Annotated in this window: 4 protein-coding genes; all 4 read right to left on the reverse strand. The window is 41.0% G+C overall.

The genetic code is table 11. The features are described 5' to 3' along the window. Positions 1-147: 147 nt before the first annotated feature. Genes J8L98_RS18685 through J8L98_RS18700 form a run of 4 tightly spaced genes read right to left on the reverse strand, consistent with a single transcriptional unit; the run spans position 148 to position 19,613 of the window. Positions 148-1,149 (reverse strand): TauD/TfdA family dioxygenase, encoded by a 1,002-nt coding sequence (locus tag J8L98_RS18685; protein WP_210997686.1) that lies wholly within the window; start codon positions 1,147-1,149, stop codon positions 148-150. Continuing rightward, positions 1,146-4,811: a condensation domain-containing protein gene (locus tag J8L98_RS18690; protein WP_210997687.1), complete on the reverse strand. Its 3,666-nt coding sequence runs from the start codon at positions 4,809-4,811 to the stop codon at positions 1,146-1,148. The genes J8L98_RS18685 and J8L98_RS18690 overlap by 4 nt, the downstream gene beginning before the upstream one ends. Beyond that, positions 4,811-12,877, reverse strand: coding sequence for a non-ribosomal peptide synthetase/type I polyketide synthase (locus J8L98_RS18695; protein ID WP_210997688.1), 8,067 nt, complete (start codon positions 12,875-12,877; stop codon positions 4,811-4,813). The genes J8L98_RS18690 and J8L98_RS18695 overlap by 1 nt, the downstream gene beginning before the upstream one ends. 1 nt (position 12,878) lies before the next feature. Further along, complete coding sequence (locus J8L98_RS18700; RefSeq protein WP_210997689.1) at positions 12,879-19,613, reverse strand: non-ribosomal peptide synthetase; 6,735 nt, start codon at positions 19,611-19,613, stop codon at positions 12,879-12,881. Between the last annotated feature and the right edge of the window lie 9 nt (positions 19,614-19,622).

The following is a 19,622-nucleotide window of genomic DNA, read 5'->3' on the forward strand; positions in this document are numbered from 1 at the left end:
ATTGTACATAATCAATTATTAAATATATTTCAATTAAAAACTCAAGTCAATTAATACTTATTAGAATATAAATCAATGAGAAAAACTTAAGTTTCAATAAAAAATGCGTCAACCTCTCATGCGTGAGATATTAACGCATCATCACTGTTATCCCATCGCAACCAACACTTTACGGTCCCCTTTAAACGGTTTCCTGCCGTGTGCGACCAGCCAGTTATCAAGTAGTAGTACGTCTCCTGCAACCCAGTCAAATTTAACTTCTTCTTTGAGATATGCCAGACGGATCGCTTCCACTGTATCATCATCAATTGCACTCCCATCACCATAACTCGTAGAATATGGAAATTCAGCAAGCGATAAATCTTCTTCCATTCTCGCTTTAACATCTGGGCACAACGTATTTGTATGCCAAAACGAAATATGATTAAACCAAACATTTTCACCGCTTACAGGGTGAGCATGCACGGCCTTTCTCACTTGTTCGGTTACCACTTTACCTGCTGCTAATTGAGTGACTTTAAGATCTACTTTTTCTCCATAGGCCTTAATCTCTTCAATGTCATCCATCCCGAATGCTTTCTCAACGCTTGGGCCATATCCATTGCCATAGTTTCTGCGTAACAACCAGCCATCGCGTTTTTCGAATTCGGATGCAATCTCACTACCAATGCGATTAAGTACTTTACGAACATCAACTAACTGGGTTTGCCCCCCTTCATCAGGGGCATCTAAGCAACAAAATGCTAATTTGTTAGGTGGTTCAGTAACATATGACAGCTCATTGTGTAAGGAGATTTCTTGGTCTGCTGGGAATTCTGTTGCCGTATACACACCTTTAGCGAGCTTAGTTCTCGGTGTTGCCCCCTCCACATACTTTGCTGTCTCTTTAATACCTTGGGCAACAAATGCCTGAAAGTCTGCTTCACTATGAATATTAAAACCTCTGAACAGTACAGCACCAAAGTCAGCTAAATCCTTTAATACCTGCTGCTCATTCTGATTGTACCATGTTGGTAAATCAACGTTAGGTACATGACATTTATATACGATTGGCAAGGTCGGCGACTCATCTAAAAAGACCCTAGAAACCACCGAACTCTTTGATGTTTTCGTTTCCGAGCTTTTGTTTCGCCACTTGTTAAAACTCATGCTACGTTTCCTTCAATTGGGAATTGTTTTTTATTTTTCACAGGCTTAAATTTACGCTTAGCCGAACGTAACTTACTACGAGCATGTTGATCTAGCTGTGCTTTAACCATAGTTAACGTTAAACTTGACTGCTCACCCAATATCAACAGCTCAATCACTTTTTCTAATTTTGTAAGCTCTGTTTGATTAAATGTACTGCCGTTTAACGACCAAACACCACTCACTAATTGCGAATTTATATTCGTAATTAACAAACTGACTGGACATTTATTTACTGTCAAACCGCCGTGTGACTCTTTTATTAAGTTGTTCAAATTGAAATCTAATCGGTAGTCAAATATGTTTTTCAATGTCACTCGATGAAATTTATTATATTCCTGAGTTATCCATTTTTGATCTACAAAACCATTTTCCAAATCATGATGTAACTTATTCAATGTTTCAATCATATTAGTTTGCACAGTGCCACTGTTATCAAACTGATTAAAAATAAAACCAGACGATGAACCAGCTATCGGTAAGCCAGAAACAGTGCTTAACACACATGTACTTTCTAAATGAATTGCTAAGGCCATATTAAAAATAACTGAAAAAGCTGAGGCCATAGAAACATTATACTGACATGCTAATGTCTCTAATGCAATAGATACTTGTTTGTCTAATAAAAGATCACGCGTGAGCATTCCCTCTCCAACATGCTGACTTTTGCTCATAATATGTTCGGGAGTTGGAAAACTTTTAATCTCTTTTTGCCAAAAAGCAGATTGCTCACTCAGTCTCTTTTTATCAATTTTTCCATTGCTAAGCAATGGCATACGATCGACAACAACACAATTTTTAGGCAGTAAGTAAGTAGGCGATGCATCTTTAACCAATTTTTCGAGTCGACTAAGTTGCCCTTGTATATCGTCATTATTATTAATGAAACTTGCATACACAATATCTTCATACACAACAACTTGACGGACCGCTTTGTTTGATGACACTGCCGCTTCTAACTCTAGACTTTCACGAGTCACACTGTGGTCTTTATAATCAATAATCGATAATGTGCCATTGTTCAGCTGTCTAACCTGTAATTCACTATCATACCAGCCTTTACCTGATACGCCTGAAGTATAAAGATGCCCAACAGCGCCCTGTGGTACAGGTGCTGCATTTTTGTATAGAACTTTAGTCTGATCATTGTCGCAAATATGGCCTAAATTTATGGGCTCTCCAGTAACGACTTGTCCAGCACTAATGTAAGTCACCATGTCAACATTGAGTACCGTATTTACGGGGTAAAGTGCGCTCCACTGCCACACTAAGTTTTGGCACCCATGCTCAGCTACCACAGATACCTGTTCAAGACTATAATCATTGCGGCAGGGCAACTCAGCCAATAGCGAGGGTGTTAACGTCACATGGCTGATTTCTTTAGAGATTAATACATCTCTCAATGCATATTGATTATCATGTAGCACTAATTTGGCACCTGCCGTTAAACCACTGAGCCACTCTGTTACACACAGACTTGAAGAAGTGGGTAAAATCAGCAAAGAAGACTCACCAGTCAGGGCCATACTTTTTTGTTGTCTCAATATTTGCGCACATACCGAGCCATGGCTAACCTGAGTACCATTACCACAGCCACTTTCAATGGCAGGATCCCCCTCACTCAAAATCACTTCACTAAAGTCTAAATCATCGTCGTCATATTCAACATAAAGAGACTCATCTATAATTAAACTCGTTTTATTGCATGCCTTAGCAAGCTTATTTGCATGAATCAACATGTTACCAGAGCGTAAACACTCATACTGCTCTGACAGTGTTTCATACTGTTTTAGTTCATGATAAGCATACACCCCACCCGCTTTTAACACAGCTAACAATACCACATAGCATTGAATATTCTGCTCTAAACAGACATCAACCGTTTGACCGCTAATTAAGCCTTGGGCGATTAAGTATCTTGCTAATCGATTGGCTTTGCCGTTGAGCTGCTGATAACTGATCAATTCATCGTTATCTTGAATTGCAATTGCTTCCTGCTTCGAGTGCGCCACTTGCTCAAATAATTCATTCACTGAGTCTAAGCCACTATTTAAATCCTGCTTATTCAAAGCTTTAATTTTAGGAGACAGTGCAATATGTTCAATATCCATATCCACGCTTTTTGATAACTGCTTTAAAACCAAATCAAAGCTTTCAGACAACCCTTTGATTGTTTGTATATCAAATAAGTCCGTCGAATAGGTTAAATTAAGCCACATCCCCGCGTCATCTTCCTCCGCGACCATTTGAAGATCATATTTCGTTAACGAGTTTTCACCCATGACCGGATAGGTATCCAAGTCAGCAAGCTTAAACTCTGATTGTTCCGTATTTTGCAATGTGAACATTATTTGAAATAACGGACTATGACTAAGTTCTCTGGGGATTTTTAATTTATCTACCAATGAATCAAACGGAATATCCTGATTATCAAAGGCCGATAAGGTGTTTTGTCGATTTCTCGATAATAAAGAAGAGAAACTCTCACCTTCTTCCCACTGACTACGGTACATCATGCTATTGATAAAATAGCCAATCATTGGCGCGACTTGAGGATGAGCCCGACCTGCAATTGGGCTCCCGATCACCACATCTCGAGTCTGACTCCAACGCCCAATCAACACAGAAAAAGCACTATACAATAACATAAACAAAGTTGACTGATTGGCTTTGGCTATCGACTTCAAATCATTCATCGTCTCATTACCAACAAACCATGAGTATGTGTCACCGGCAAATTTTTGATGCTGCGCTCTAGGCCGGTCAAATGGTAGGGAATGACAATACGGCGCCCCTGCTAACATCTCCTTCCAAAAAACCAGCTGCTCGGAGATCTTTTCATCTGTATAATGGTTGCGTTGCCAATGTGCGTAATCACAATATTGAATATCAATCGGTGGCAAGGTGTTTGGCAGCTTTTTACAATAGCTATCATACAAGGTAATAAATTCACCAATCATAATCGCCTGAGACCATGCATCTGACGCTATATGATGAAGCGTAAACAACAACACATGGTCGTGATCAGCGCGTTTCAGCACTTTTGCCTTCAACATTAAATCAGATTGTAAATTGAAGACTTGATTCATCTCTTTGGCAGACCACTGCTGTACTTGGGCTCTCTGATCCATTTCAGAGTATTCACTCAAGTCAATAAGTGGCAACTCCATATGCTGCAATGATTGCACCAATTGACGCACTTCACCTTCTTTCTCAATATATACCGTTCGCAGCACTTCATGCCGTTCGATTAATACATTCAATGCCCATTGTACTGCCGCTAAGTTAATCTCGCCTTTTAAGCCAAACGCAGCATGAATATTATATTGGCTACTTCCCCCTTCTAACTGATCTATAAACCAGAGTCCTTGCTGCGCAAAAGACAAAGGCAATACCGCTTTTTTATCAACCGGTATAATGCGTGTTTTATCTTGTGCTTGCTGCTTCTCCTGTTCTTGTTTTTGTAAATAAGAGCTAATTTCATTTTTATTATTTCTGATCAATGACTTTAAACTTTCTGGAAACTCGCCTTCCTCGCTAATATAAGCCAGCTGCGAACCTTTAAGATAAAGTACAATATTACAAGCTTCTGCATGTGCGATAATTTGTTGTGGTGAATTCATTAAAATGTTCCTTCTTCTACAGCTTTACCCGCTTCTAATAATTGCGCTTTCTTACTCTCAACTTGAGTATCTTCCAGCTCAATCGCCACTTTTTTAGCTAAGTGCTTAATCACTGGTTGTTCAAAAAATTCCGAGATAGATACAACAGACTCTCCGACTGAAAAAGTTTTCCTCACTTCACTAATTACGCGCGTCACAACTAAAGAGTCGCCTCCGAGGTCAAAAAAGTTATCTTCGATGCCTATTTGTTCAATACCCAAAACATCTTGCCAGATAGCAACCAACTTTTGCTCTATCTCGTTGCTTGGTTCAACATAATCACTGTCAAGTTCTGGTCGTTCATATAACGTTTGTTGTGACTCGCTAGGTGCCTTGTCAACCCACTGTTTTAAACGACTATCCAACGCACCAGTTGAGTGAACTAATTGCGGATAGTACGACATAGATAGCAACTGACTAAAAGCGGTCTCACCTTCTTCGGGAGTCATTGAAAAGCCGATATTATTCGCGGCTTCACCTGAAAAGTCCCAGCCATCCCAATTAACACTGATCCATCGCTCATCTTCTTGAATATGTTTGTTTTGTACAAACGCATCCATATAAATATTTGCAGCCGCATAAGCACTGAAACCCAATCCGCCGAGCACTGATGACAACGAAGACATCAATAGGCAAAAATCGACATTTCGATTGCGCAATAACTTGTCCAGTACCATAACACCCGCGACCTTTGAACTATATTGTTGTTCAAAGTCGTGCACCGTTGTTTCAACTAAAGCAGTCATTGACCCATGTAGCTGCCCTGCAGCATGAATAATACCGTTTACCTTGCCAAAATCACGTTCAACCGCATTGAATACTGCTTCCATTTGTGTCAATTCCGCTGAATCTGCAGCCATTACTGACACTTGAGCTCCTCTCGATTCTATCTGTTGAATCTGATTAATACGCTCACAGACCTTTGATTCTGGTTGACTTTGTATTAAGCCCCTCCACTCACTCCGTTGCGGAAACTCCGAACGACCGACGAGCACTAATTTAGGGTTGCTTACCGTTTTACTAATATACCCCGCGAGCAGTAAACCTATGTTACCCAACCCACCGGTGATCAAATAGACGCCATTATCTTTAAGCGTATGTGCCGCTGGCGCATCAGCTGCAATGTGAGTTTGTTCATATTGCTTCTCCCAATACTGTGAGCCTCTCAATGCAGCCGTTGTACTGCGCTGTATGGACATAAGTTCAGTAGATAGCCTCTTACCTAAACGAGTCAGATACGTATCACCCCGATGTGGTTGCAGTTGAATATCAATATGACGACATGATAGATCAGGGTATTCTTGCGGCGCCACCTTACATAAACTGGTTATGGTTGCTTGTCCTGGGTTAATCAACTCCTCCCCTGTCACACTTTCAATCTCATTGGTAATACAATCCACCGCAATATCAGTACTCAGATCGGCTTTAACAATTGCCTTCATAAAATACAAAGCACTTAAGGCCCCGCTTTGCTGCGTACACCAAAAACTATCCATATCATCTGAAGGGTTTTGCGCACCAGACGATATGCTCGTTAAGTGTACTAAACGAGTCAGCGGAGTACGCGTATTCACAGCATCAAGTAATGTGTAATGTTCCGCCTCTTGGCTCATATCAAAAGTGTAATTGTTCTCACCAAGGTAACTGAACCTATCACCCGGATACGCGCATACCACCGTGTGACCAAGTGCATGTAAATGTGCTGATAGCTGCTCTGCAACACCTTCAGTATCCATGATGAGCAGCCAAGATTTTAATGCTGTATCGAGCTGCATTTTCCCCTGTTTAACCGCCGCTTTTTGTTTCCATGTCGGCACTGACCACCATGTATCTGAAGGTAGTTTGGCATTCGGATTGTTAACTCGGGTAGTTGGTAACACGCTTCCCGTTTCTATCCAATAACGTGTTTTTTCAAATGGGTAGGTGGGTAAAGGGACTCGACGTCCGCGCTGACCCAAGTTGAATGCATCCCAATTAACATTAATACCATTACTCCACAGTTTGCCTATCGTATCTTGTAGGCTAACGACATCACAAGTCGATTCATTCGGATGTCGTGTCGTGGGTACGATGACATGTTCCCGCGCCTGCGCGCTCTTTCGCGCTAATGTAGATAAACTTCTACCAGGCCCAACTTCAATCATGACCTTCGCAGAACATAAATCTTCATCGTCAGACAAAATCGTCTCAATCCCATCCGCAAATAGCACTGTGCCTCTTAAGTGATTCGCCCAATAGTGTGGATCCTGAGCTTGCTCAGCCGTAATAAACTGACCCGTAAGGTTTGACACATAACGCATAACGGGGGCGTGCAACGTTACACCTTTAATCACTTGTAAGAATTCATCTAAAATGACATCCATCATTTTTGAATGAAATGCGTGCGAAGTATGTAATGGGCGATAGCTAATATTGCGCTCATCCAGTAGTTTCTCTAAATGTGTCAAATCTTCTTTGCTACCCGATGCAACACAGTTATTAGCAGAGTTTACGCCTGCCATACATGTGCCAGTCATAACCAACAGCGGACGTAAATGCTCCGCTGCCATCGATATGGATAACATGCTGCCTGGCGCAGCTTGTTGCATGAGCTGCCCTCTTGCACTCACCAACTTTAACGCATCATCAAGTGTAAACACACCTGCCAAGCACGCTGCAACATATTCCCCGATACTATGTCCTATCATCGCATCAGGCTCGATACCCCAAGACTGTAATAGCTTCGCCAAGCTATACTCGATTGTAAATAGCGCGGGTTGAGTGATATGCGTTTGATTTAAAAGTGTCTGCGCCATATCCGTGGTCACTGAACCATTCTCACTCGGATAAATAATCGCTTCTAGAGATTCTCCTGATAATAATGCTAAGTGCTGTGCACATTGGTCAAATTGTGCTTTAAACGTTGGTTCATTGATATAAAGTTGCTTCGCCATATCTACATATTGCGCCCCTTGTCCAGGGAACATAAATATAATTGAGCGGTTCTCACCTTCATTTTTCACAACCTTTGGATTGTCTTTTAATTGACTAATTGCATCCTCTATCGACTGACAAGACACGTGAGTACTGTATTCATACTGTGTTCTGCCAACCTGCAATGTGTATGCAATGTCGTGCATACTGACGCTACGCTCTGTTTGCTGCTCTAAATGATGGACTAAATTGTGACATGCCGTTTTGACTGCCGTAGGAGATTGTGCCGAAATAGGTATCAGCCAAGTATCTCGTGGTGAGGTACTCGGTGCTACCTCTGGGGCCTGCTCCATAATCACATGCGCATTTGTGCCTCCAATCCCAAAAGAGCTAATACCAGCGCGTCTTAGTGCATTCTCTTCACATTCCCACGTTTTCAAGTCCTTGTTAATATAAAAAGGTGTCTTCTCAAAATTTATCTGAGTATTACTTTGTGTAAAGTTAATGCTAGGTGGGATCTGCTTATTTTTCATTGCTTCAACCACTTTAATCATACCAGCAGTACCTGCAGCAACATCTAAGTGACCAATATTCGCCTTTACTGACCCCAATGCACAATAACTTTTCTGTTGTGTTTTATAGGCTTTTTGCAAAGCCTTAACTTCAATAGGGTCCCCTATTTTAGTCCCGGTTCCATGCGCTTCAAGATACTGAATTGACTCTGCATCAACATTGGCATTGTCCATCGCCTTTTTAATTACCGCCGTTTGTCCCGAAATGCTCGGCGCCATGTAGCCGACTTTCTGAGCCGCATCATTATTTACCGCGGTCCCTTTGATCACAGCATGAATCGTATCTTGATCTGCCAGTGCTTTATCTAAGCGTTTCAATAAAAGTACGCACCCACCACTGCCACCGCGAGTACCCGATGCATTCACATCAAAAGGTCGACAATGCCCATCAGATGAATTTACGCCCCCTTCAACATAAGAGTAACCGTCTGGTTTTAATGACGCTAAGCGCGCACCACCAGCCAATGCCATATCACACTCATTAAGCAGTAAGCTATTACATGCTTGATGCACATTAACCAGTGAAGAGGAGCAAGCTGATAATACATTTAAACTCGGCCCCGTTAAGTTCAATTTATATGACAACTTTGTGGCTAAGAAGCCTGCACTCGTGCTAGAAACAAGGCTCTGCGCTGCTCCACCAACTACATCTGGGTTGGAAATTAGATTCTCGATTAAATAGGCACTGTCGGTCACACCAACAAAGACACCCACATCCTTCGGCTGTGACCTGTCACCATACCCTGAGTGCTCTAACGCATCAGAAGCAACTTCAAGCATAAGTCGGTGCTGCGGATCTAATAACTCAGCCTCTCGTGGTGTAAAATCGAAATGTTTCGCATCAAAATCGGCAATGTTATCTAACACGTCCATCGATTTCACATAGTGTGGATCTTGAAGTACGAGAGGATCAACGCCCGCAGCCTTTAATTCTTCATCACTGAAGAACTGTATTGATTCTTCCCCTGAGCGAATATTTTCCCAAAATTTATCGACATTATCAGCCCCTGGGAATCGCCCAGCCATACCAATCACAGCTATATCGGTATTGCCTAACTCAACTGTTCTTGCTGATTTAGACGGTAACGCTTCCTCTTCTGCTGCGCAATCATCTGATAAGAATTGCGATAAACTGTGTATCGTTGGATATTCAAATATATCAGTGAGCTCAACTTCTAAGTCCAAGCGTTCCTGTATGACTTTTTGCAAAGTAATACTCAATAAAGAGTTGCCACCCATTTCAAAGAAATTACTATTCGTTGACACTTTTTCTAGCTCTAGTAATTCACACCAAATAGCCATTAGCGTTTTTTCTATGTCATTTTTAGCGCTAACAAAAACCTCATTACGCACAACATCCCCAGGATGTGGCAATGCATTTTTATCCATTTTACCATTAGCAGTTAAAGGCCATTCATCTACCAAGATAATGAAGCTCGGCACCATATAATCTGGGAGCTGTTTTCCTAATGCCATTTTAATGTCAGCAACCAATATATCCCGCTGATCTGTTTTTGTATCGTGCTGTGCTTTAACATAGCCCACTAACTGCTGTGAACCTGCCACTTTATGTGTTGTGACAAGTGCTGAATTCACCAGTGCTAATTTTTCTAATTGTGCTTCAACCTCGCCAAGCTCGATTCTAAATCCACGGACTTTCACCTGATCGTCAGAACGGCCTATAAATTCAAGGTTACCGTCTGGCAAATAGCGCACTAGATCCCCCGTTTTATATAAATGAGTTGAGCTGTTTGTGGTGTTTTCATCGTAAAACGGGTTCGTAATGAAGCGTTCGGCTGTCAAATCAGGGCGATTTAGATAACCACGTGCTAATCCATTTCCGCCAATATGAAGTTCACCGATACCACCATATGGCACCAGCATATTATTGTGCATGACAAATAGTGATTTACCTGGCAGAGCTTTACCAATACTGACATCATCACGGCAGTTGAGCGATGCAACCGTACTCCACACCGTCGCTTCCGTTGGACCATATTCGTTAAACAACACAACTTGTTGATTAGCAAACTTTTGGTAATGCTTTTCAACCACATTCTTTGAACAACTTTCCCCAGCAACAATTGCCCCTTTCAATGCTGGTAGTGTGGTACTGTCGACTTCATTAAGTATCAAGTCATAGAAGCTCGGCACCATCAATAAATGGCTGATTTCATGTGCTTTTAATTGGTTCACAATATATGAGGTATCACCCTTGCTATGTGTGCTCAGTAAACATAGCTTTGCACCGCCACATAAAGTGGAAAAAATACCTGCAACTGAACTATCAAACGACATCGAAGAAATCAGCAAAAAGCTCGTGAACTCAGTGTATGTTTCATATCGGCATTCAGTCGAATAGACCAGTGACTCATGTTCAATCATGACGCCTTTAGGCTGACCTGTTGAACCTGACGTGTAAATAACATATGCCAGATTAGATGCGGTTAAATTTATCGTGCTTGGCAACATGTTTTCTTTCGAGTATTGCGTGAATACATGCGTAACGTGAGCAGCTGAAACTTCTCCCAAATTATCCAATGGTACAATCGTCCCTTGGAAATCGGATAACACATCCTGCACTTGAGATTGACACAATACTAAGTTTAACTGGGCGTCTTCCAACATGTAATTCAGACGTGATTGAGGATAGTCAGGATCTAACGGCACATAAGCACCACCAGCTTTTAAAATTCCCAGAATACCAATGACCATTTCAACCGAGCGTTCAGCACATAAACCAATGAAAGTGTCAGGTGTTATACTATGATTAGCGTGGATATAATGCGCCAATTGATTCGCTTTTTCATTCAATTGTTTATACGTTAATTGCTGCTCCTCAAACACAACAGCAATATTATCTGGGTTCTCTTGCGCCTGGTGCTCAAACAATTCATGAATACATTTACCTGTTGAGTAGTTCATTTCATTGTCATTTAAATCATGTATCAAATGGCGCGTTTGCGCTGCTGATAACATAGGCACTGTCTGTGGTGATTGAGTTGATGGAGTTTGGCTCAACCCTGTTAATAAAGTACACAGATGCTCATTCAACTCTTTAATATGTTGCTCTGTAAATAAGCTAACATCATATGTCCATCGCAGCCCAACGCCCTCATCACTGATATTTAAGTCAATATCGAGGTCAAATTTGACCTGAATCAGATCAGATGCATTGGCGCTTAACTCCACATTAGGCAATTGAAATGAATCAATGCCATTTTCACCATCGATACCATAGCTGGTACTCGTGGTCATCATTATCTGAAACAGCGGATTATACGCTTTACTCCTTGGGACTTTAATGTGATCGATCAATTGCTCAAAAGGCACGTCCTGATTTGATTGTGCATCTAGGTGCACCTGCTTAATGTGTGAAAAGAAGTCAGTCAGTGAGTTATGTTCCGTACTCGCCCTGAGTACTAACGTATTAACAAAGAAGCCAATCAAAGGCTCTAATTGTGTTTGCAACCTATTGGCTACTGGCGTGCCGATCACAATATCATGGGTATTACTATGGCGAGATAGTAATAAAGAGAGTGCACTATGCAATAGCATGAATGGCGTCAACTGATAGTCTTGAGCGACAGACATAAGCTGCTTTGCAATATGACTCGGTAATGTACCTCTTACCACCGATGCCGCTTGCTGCTTATTAACTGGACGAGCATGATCAAGCGGTAATGAATGAACCGCAGGCACTTTATCTAGTTGCTTTTCCCAATACCCTAACTGCTTTTCTAGCACTTCTCCTTCTAGGTATTCACGCTGCCACTGAGCATAATCGGCATATTGAATGTCAAGTGCTGGTAATGGGTTATCTTGATTTAAATAGTAAGCATGATACAGCGTCAAAAACTCTTTTGTTAACACCTCTACTGACCAGCCATCTGAAGCAATATGGTGCATATTAAATAGTAATACCCCGGATTGCTCTGTTTTCTTCAAATAACAGACTCGCAGCATTAAGTCACTTTCAAGATCGAATGGTGTCGTAATATCTGCGTCAATCAGTGCTTGTATCGCGTGATCTTGAGTCTCATCCGTGAGATGGGTTAAATCTTCTTGCTGAATACTAAAATTCGCCTCAGCCATATTCTGAACTTGCTGTAATATTTGTCCGTCTTCTTTAAGATATACAGTACGTAGCACTTCGTGTCGTTCGATAATGGTACTGAACACAGCATTTAACAGCGTGCTATCAAGCGTTCCTTTAACATCGAAAGCCATTGGCATATTATATTCTGGCGACCCACTTTGCAGGTTATCAATAAACCACAAGCGTTGCTGAGCAAATGACACCTTTGCTTTGCCCGTCGGTCGGTCAAACGCCTTGATCTGGTCACCCTCAGTTTGTTCACTGTACATCTCAGCCAATTGAATAAGGTAATCAACCAAAATTGCCTTGTTATTTTTGATTAAATCACGCAGCTCACTGGTGATAGCCCCTTTTGGCGCTTTTGCTTTAAGTTGATTATTATCGTCTAAATAAAGATCAATATCCGACATCGCTAATGTATTAATTATATTTTTTGCATTCATTTTAAAACTCGACCTCTTCCATTTCACTTTCAACACGTTGCGTTAAACGTTCTTTTAATTGCTGTTTTGTTATTATCACATCACACAGCTGTGCCAATTCTTTTATATAAGGTGTGTCATACAGTACTTTTAAATCTAACGACAAGCCGAATTCGCTTTGAATATGACTAAATAGTCGAACCATCAACAGTGAATGGCCTCCTAAGTCAAAAAAGCTTGCTGTCGTGCTAATTTTACTCGTCTCTAAGTTAAGTAACTCTGCCCAAATCGCGACAAGCGCTTTCTCAGTGTCTGTTTCTGGTGCCGTATATATACCTTCGTGTGCACTCCCTTGTGGTTCGGGTAGCGCTTTTTTATCTACTTTACCATTGGGTGTTAATGGCCACTCATCCACAATCACAATTGCATTCGGCACCATATAATCTGGTAAACGTTGCATCAACGCAGACTTAATCTGGGAGGCATAATCATCAGTTAACGCATCCCCCTGCATATGGCTATGCAGTTTTACATACCCACTCAATAACGGTTGCCCATCCACGTATTGCATCATTGCGAAAGCTGAATCAACCCACTCTAATTGCGCAAGCTGTGCTTCAACTTCACCGATTTCGATTCTAAAACCACGTATTTTCACTTGATCATCTGCTCGACAAATAAATTCTAAATTGCCATCTGATATATATCGAACCATATCCCCACTTCGATAAATACGTTCCGATTTGCCAGATTCAGTTGTAAAAGTGGTGAACTTTTCTTCAGTCAAATCTGAGCGATTCAGATAACCTCGTGTCACCCCATCACCCGCAATGCATAATTCACCTATAACACCGAGAGGTGCTTGAATACCGTTATTAAGCACGTAGAGCTGAGTATTGTTTATTGGCCGACCTATTAATACACTCGCACTACACTGTGCCAAATCACGTACATCACTGACGGAATAAGTTGTACAACCAACCACCGTTTCCGTTGGTCCATATTCATTAATATAGGTCGCATTTGGTAGGCATTCACCTTGCCATTTGTTTACTATTGCTGTTGTTAGCTGTTCACCACCAATCACAATGCTATGTGCATGCAGACATGGTGTCTCATTGGTGAAAAATGGGAATAAACCATCTAAATGCGTTGGCGTTATTTTAAACATCCAACTATCGCCTTGCTCAAATAGGTACCAAGATAACAACTCAAAGGTACGCAGCATGTCCTCAGGCAAAACCACCAGTTCTTTACCCGATACTAACGGTGTTAGTAAACTTGTCACCGTTGCATCAAAGCTCAGTGGAGAGCTCACTACAGCCCCTTTATGCTCCGGTTGCCAATATTTCTTCGCATGACATAAATAATTAACAACACCTCGATGCTCAACTAATACACCTTTTGGTTTGCCAGTTGATCCTGATGTATAAATAACATACGCCAAGTGGTTTGACGTTAACGCTTGGGCTTTGCGATTCAAATTGTTGACTGGTAAATGGCCAAATATTGAATTTGCGCTAGCCTGTGCGGTACACAAGTCATCAATTTCAATCACTTGTGCGCTAAACTCTCGGTGAAGCGCGCTAAAAGCCGATTGAGTCAATATCAAATGGACATCAGCATCCTCAACCATAAACTTTAGTCGTTCTAATGGATAACTTGGATCAAGCGGCACATACGCCCCACCCGCTTTTAAGATAGCCAACACCCCAACCACCATTTCCAATGATCGTTCGACACTCAGTCCAATCAGAGTGTCGGGTGTAACTTGATAATCTGTGACTAAAGCATGTGCCAATTGATTGGCTTTTTCATTCAATTCATTATAAGTAAATTCAATGCCCTCAAACACTACTGCAATATGGCTAGGGTTGGCTCTCACTTGTTCTTCAAACAATTCATGGATACACATATCTTTTGCGTAATCACTGTGCGTCTCATTCAGTGTATGCGTTAGGTGTTCCACTTCATTTTTCGGTAAAATCGATATTGCAGTTAGAGGCACATTTTGCTCAGCTTCTAAGCTCAGTAATAGACCATTCAGTGCATGTGTAAAATAGTCATGCAACTTTTCAGCACTGGTACCATTGGCTGTTTGAATTGAAATATTAAAGCCACCAGATGCATCATAGTCATCAATATTAATGAATACAGCATAGTTATTTCTTTCTTGTGCCCCTAATATGTTGCATCCACTAATGATCTCATTCTCGCCTTGCATTTCATGAGAATGACGATAGTTTAAGACTGAGTTAAATAACCCTGAACCTAAAGGCGTTAGGTTAAGTACAGACGATAATGGCGTTTGCTCAACTTCAATCAGTTCCTGCAGGTTGACCGAAACTTGTTCCACAACGTCTTTAACATTTCGCCCCGCAACTGATACTCGAAGTGGCAGAGTATTAATGGCCATGCCCATTGTTCTTTGGCTGCTGGCATAATTGTTTAGCCTACCGGACAATACCGTACCAAACGCAATATCAGTGTTATTCGTACATTGCGATGCCACTAAAGACCAAGCCGTATGCAAAATCGATGAAACATTTTGCCCAATACGCTTTGATACATTACGCAGCATGGTTGCTGTAGAAGGTTTTACATTTTTACTGAACGTTTGTTCGTCACCCTCTATTTTTGAACTAAATAACTCTGTCTTATCTTCTAAACCTGCCAGTTTATCTTGGAAATACGTCACCCCTTGGTTTTCACTGTTTTTCATCTTTGCATAGGCAACAATGTTCCGATATGGGGTGGGCGAAAGCAGCGGTTCACTTTGTTGCCCCATAATCGCGGTTAACTCTTCAACTAAAATATCTAAACCGATATGATCAATGATTAAATGATGGTGCTCAACCAGTACGATATATTCCGCTTTTTCCTCACATTTACCCACTTGCAACTTAAGAAGTGGCCCATCATGCAAACATATCCGTGATTCACGGTAGTGCTCTAATTGCGCGCGACCGGCTTCAATCGAGCCATATGCATCCAAGGTTCGATACGTAATAGCGATTTCACACTCTTTCATCACCACTTGAGCCGGTTCAGGTAAGCCTTCCCAGAAAAAGACCGTTCTCAGTGTGTCATGCCGGTTTACCAGTACATTCATTGCATTGAAGAATCTTTCCAATACCTCTTTATTGCTAAGCTGCAGGGTAAATGATGAAAGGTATAAGTCCTCTTCCTTGTCCATAATATGGTGGAAAAGCATCCCCTCTTGCAATGGACTAAGTGAATAAATATCACTGATGTTGCTCACGCCACCTGGGATTTTAGTGATCAATTGAGTAAGCTGCGATTCAGTGAACTCAACCATATTCAACTGCTCAACTGTAATAGACCCTTCAGATGGCTCTATAATATTTTTTGGTGGAACAAAACTATCAACGAGTTCATCATCGTGTCGTACTTTTCCCGCTAATGCATGCAAAGAGATCGGTAACAAAATATCGCTTATACTTAAGAAGTATCCCACTTCTTTCAGTTTTGATTGAATTTTTAATGCCAATAACGAATGGCCGCCTAATTCATAAAAGCCACTTGTCACACTGACATTATGGGCCTCTAACTTTAACTCGCTGGCAATGATATTCACCAATGCATGCTCAATGTTATTCTCGGGTGCTTGATAAGTCATAACTGATAAATGACTATCTGCTGATGGTAGAGCTTTTTTATCTATTTTACCATTGGGTGTTAGTGGCCACTCACTGACAACGATGATGGCAGTAGGCACCATGTAATCTGGGAGCTTCGCACTAAGCTCTGTTTTAATCTGAAGAGCAAGATCTTGTTGTCCCGCTATATCAAGCTTTTCCTTAGATTTTACATAACCAACTAATTGCGCGCTTTGTGCAATGGTATGTGCCATAACATATGCTGAGTCAACAAAGTTCGACAACGACAACTGTGCTTCGATTTCACCCAGTTCAATCCTAAAACCCCGTATTTTAACTTGGTCATCTGCTCGTCCCACAAATTCAATATTACCATCAGGTAAATAGCGGACAAGATCTCCAGTCCGGTAAAGACGCTTAACACTCTTAATATTACTAGCATCATAATATGGGTTTTCAATGAAGCGTTCATGTGTCAAGTCATGACGATTTAAGTAACCACGCGCTAAACTGTCACCCCCGATGTGTAAATCACCAATACTACCAAACGGTACTAACTCACCTTCATCACTCAAAACCAGCACAGTATTGTGGTTCAATGGGCGTCCAATTGGTGTCGCCCCATTATGTTCACTCAAATCACATGCCGTTGCGTATACAATGGCTTCTGTTGGACCATAAACATGCATTAAGCTGATGTCAGGGTGATGAGCTTTAAACGTCTCAACGAGACGAGGATCACTTCTTTCCCCTCCAAATAAAACTTGTTTAATGTGCGTGCCAGATAACACCTGATTCTCTGCTAGTAAGTTAAATAAAGCGGTTGTCGTGAAAAAGTTCTCAATTTCATCTTTTTGAATCTGCAGTTTAAACCGCTCAACATCCAACACCAGATCTTGAGGGTATATGTGTAACTCAGCCGACGAAGTAAGACTGTAAAATAAATCATAAACAAAGCCGTCAAATGCATACGACGATAAGCTGGCAACCTTGCTAGAAAGCGCTTTATCCACATAAATTGGCGAAGATAGGAAAGCAACCACAGCTTGATGCTCAACCATCACCCCTTTAGGCTGACCGGTTGAACCTGATGTATAAATGACATATGCAAGATTACTTGAATTTAAAGTGCCGGTACGTAAATCACTTTTACTACAATGACTACAAAAAGACTCATCGGTACTGCCCAAATTATCTATGGTAATATTGACCCCGGTAAAGTTAGATAATGCATTATGTGTATGTGATTGGCTCAAAATAAATTGCAAAGCCGTATCTTCACACATGTAGCTTAGGCGCTCTTGAGGATAACTCGGATCTAGTGGTACATATGCACCACCCGCTTTTAAAATGGCAAAAATACCAATAACCATTTCCAGAGAACGCTCAACACATAAACCAATCAAGGTGTCTGGTTTCACATGATGATGCTCTACTAAATAATGTGCTAACTGGTTCGATTTCTCATTCAGTTGTCGATAAGTTAAACGTTGCCCCTCAAACACAAGTGCCGTTTTATCTGGTGTTGCGCCTACTTGAGATTCAAACAACTCATGAATACAGTCTGTTTTAGGGTATTCTTTTACTGTGTTATTCAGATCATATATTAAGTGATGTACTTCACCCTCTGATAGCACTGCTATCTGCGATAACGGCGCTTTCGTTGATTCAATATCTACCAATCCTTGTAACATGGTGACAAAATGATTAGCGATACCTACTATAAAACCATTATCATACAAAGTGTTTGCGTAGTGCCACTGACAAATCACTTCACCATTATTTTCAATACAATTTAAATGTAATTCTAGATCCGTCTTTTGATGGACGGGCTCTATAATGTCTATAGCCATGTTACCTAAAGTCGTTACACTCGATTCAAACGCCGAGTAAGTGAACATAACTTGTGTCATTAACTCAGCCGATATAGAGGCTGCATTTACAATATCGTTAAGAGGCAGGTCTTTATGTTCCATGACTTCACTCAACATATCTTGGTAACGCTTTATACTGTCACCAAAAGACTCTTGGCCATCTACTTGAAATCTAATTGGCAACGTATTGACAAAGTAACCTACCAATGACTGCAATGGTGCATCATCACGATTCGCCACTGGCGTGCCGATAAGCACGTCTTGTTGCTGGCTATATCTTGCTAACAAAATACTAAAAGCAAACTGAAACAATGTATACATGGTCATATTATGCTTACCACACATTTTTTTCAGTTCGGCCACCAACATTTTATCAACCGGAACTTGCACTGTTTCTGCAATCAATGACGTATTATCTGTCTTAGTCGCATTGCTGAGGTTTAATGACTCACATACATCACTTAAATATGTGGACCAAAATGCGCGATCAATGTCCGCTGCGTTGTGGTTAAGGTAATAATTTTGCCATTGACTAAAATGCCCATACTCATGCTGTAAACTTGGTAAACTGTATGTTTTTTCAGACTCCAGCGCACTATAAATAACATTCAGTTCTTGGTTAATGAGTTCTAATGACCACCCATCTGTTGCAATATGATGGCATTTAATGAATAGGTAATGCTCCGTATCGCCTTTACTGGCAACATGTGCTTTAAGCATCACATCTGATGCCAGATCAAATTCATGAGCTTGGAAATTAGCAATCAGCGTATCTAACGCTGCTTGGCCATTGCTATTTGTATGAATCACACTAGATTCAACAGCAAATGAATAATCGTCCAAACATACTGACGCTATCACGCCATCTGTTTCTTGGTAAGTCGTTCGCAATTGTTTATGACGGTGAATAAGCACCGCAAAAGCCTCATTTAATACTTTAAAATCCAACCGACCGTCCAGGCGCAAAATACGGAAAAAGCAATAAGGTTGACCAGACGTGACCTGATCTAACAGCCACATCTGACGCTGACCTTTTGAAATAATAGTGCCATCATCAACGGGCTGAGAGAACATTACAGATTTTTCATTTTGTAATTCTAGTCCCGACAATATTTCTATGATCTTTGACTTATTTTCCTTAATGAAATTTACTTGCTCTAGTTGCAAGACATCTTTTGGTGCATTGACTTTCAACTGGTTGTTATCAACGCTCAACATCACTTGATTATTCAGACAATAATCTAAAAAGGTACTAATATTCATAACTAAATT

Origin of the sequence: Pseudoalteromonas sp. MMG013, assembly GCF_018100885.1 — a bacterium.
Classification (GTDB): Bacteria; Pseudomonadota; Gammaproteobacteria; order Enterobacterales; family Alteromonadaceae; genus Pseudoalteromonas; species Pseudoalteromonas aurantia.

What these genes read in the sequence shown, in the direction of transcription:
- J8L98_RS18685 (WP_210997686.1), bottom strand. Translation starts at nt 1,149, where the DNA reads ATGAGTTTTAACAAGTGGCGAAACAAAAGCTCGGAAACGAAAACATCA.
- J8L98_RS18695 (WP_210997688.1), bottom strand. Translation starts at nt 12,877, where the DNA reads ATGAATGCAAAAAATATAATTAATACATTAGCGATGTCGGATATTGAT.
- J8L98_RS18700 (WP_210997689.1), bottom strand. Translation starts at nt 19,613, where the DNA reads ATGAATATTAGTACCTTTTTAGATTATTGTCTGAATAATCAAGTGATG.
- J8L98_RS18690 (WP_210997687.1), bottom strand. Translation starts at nt 4,811, where the DNA reads ATGAATTCACCACAACAAATTATCGCACATGCAGAAGCTTGTAATATT.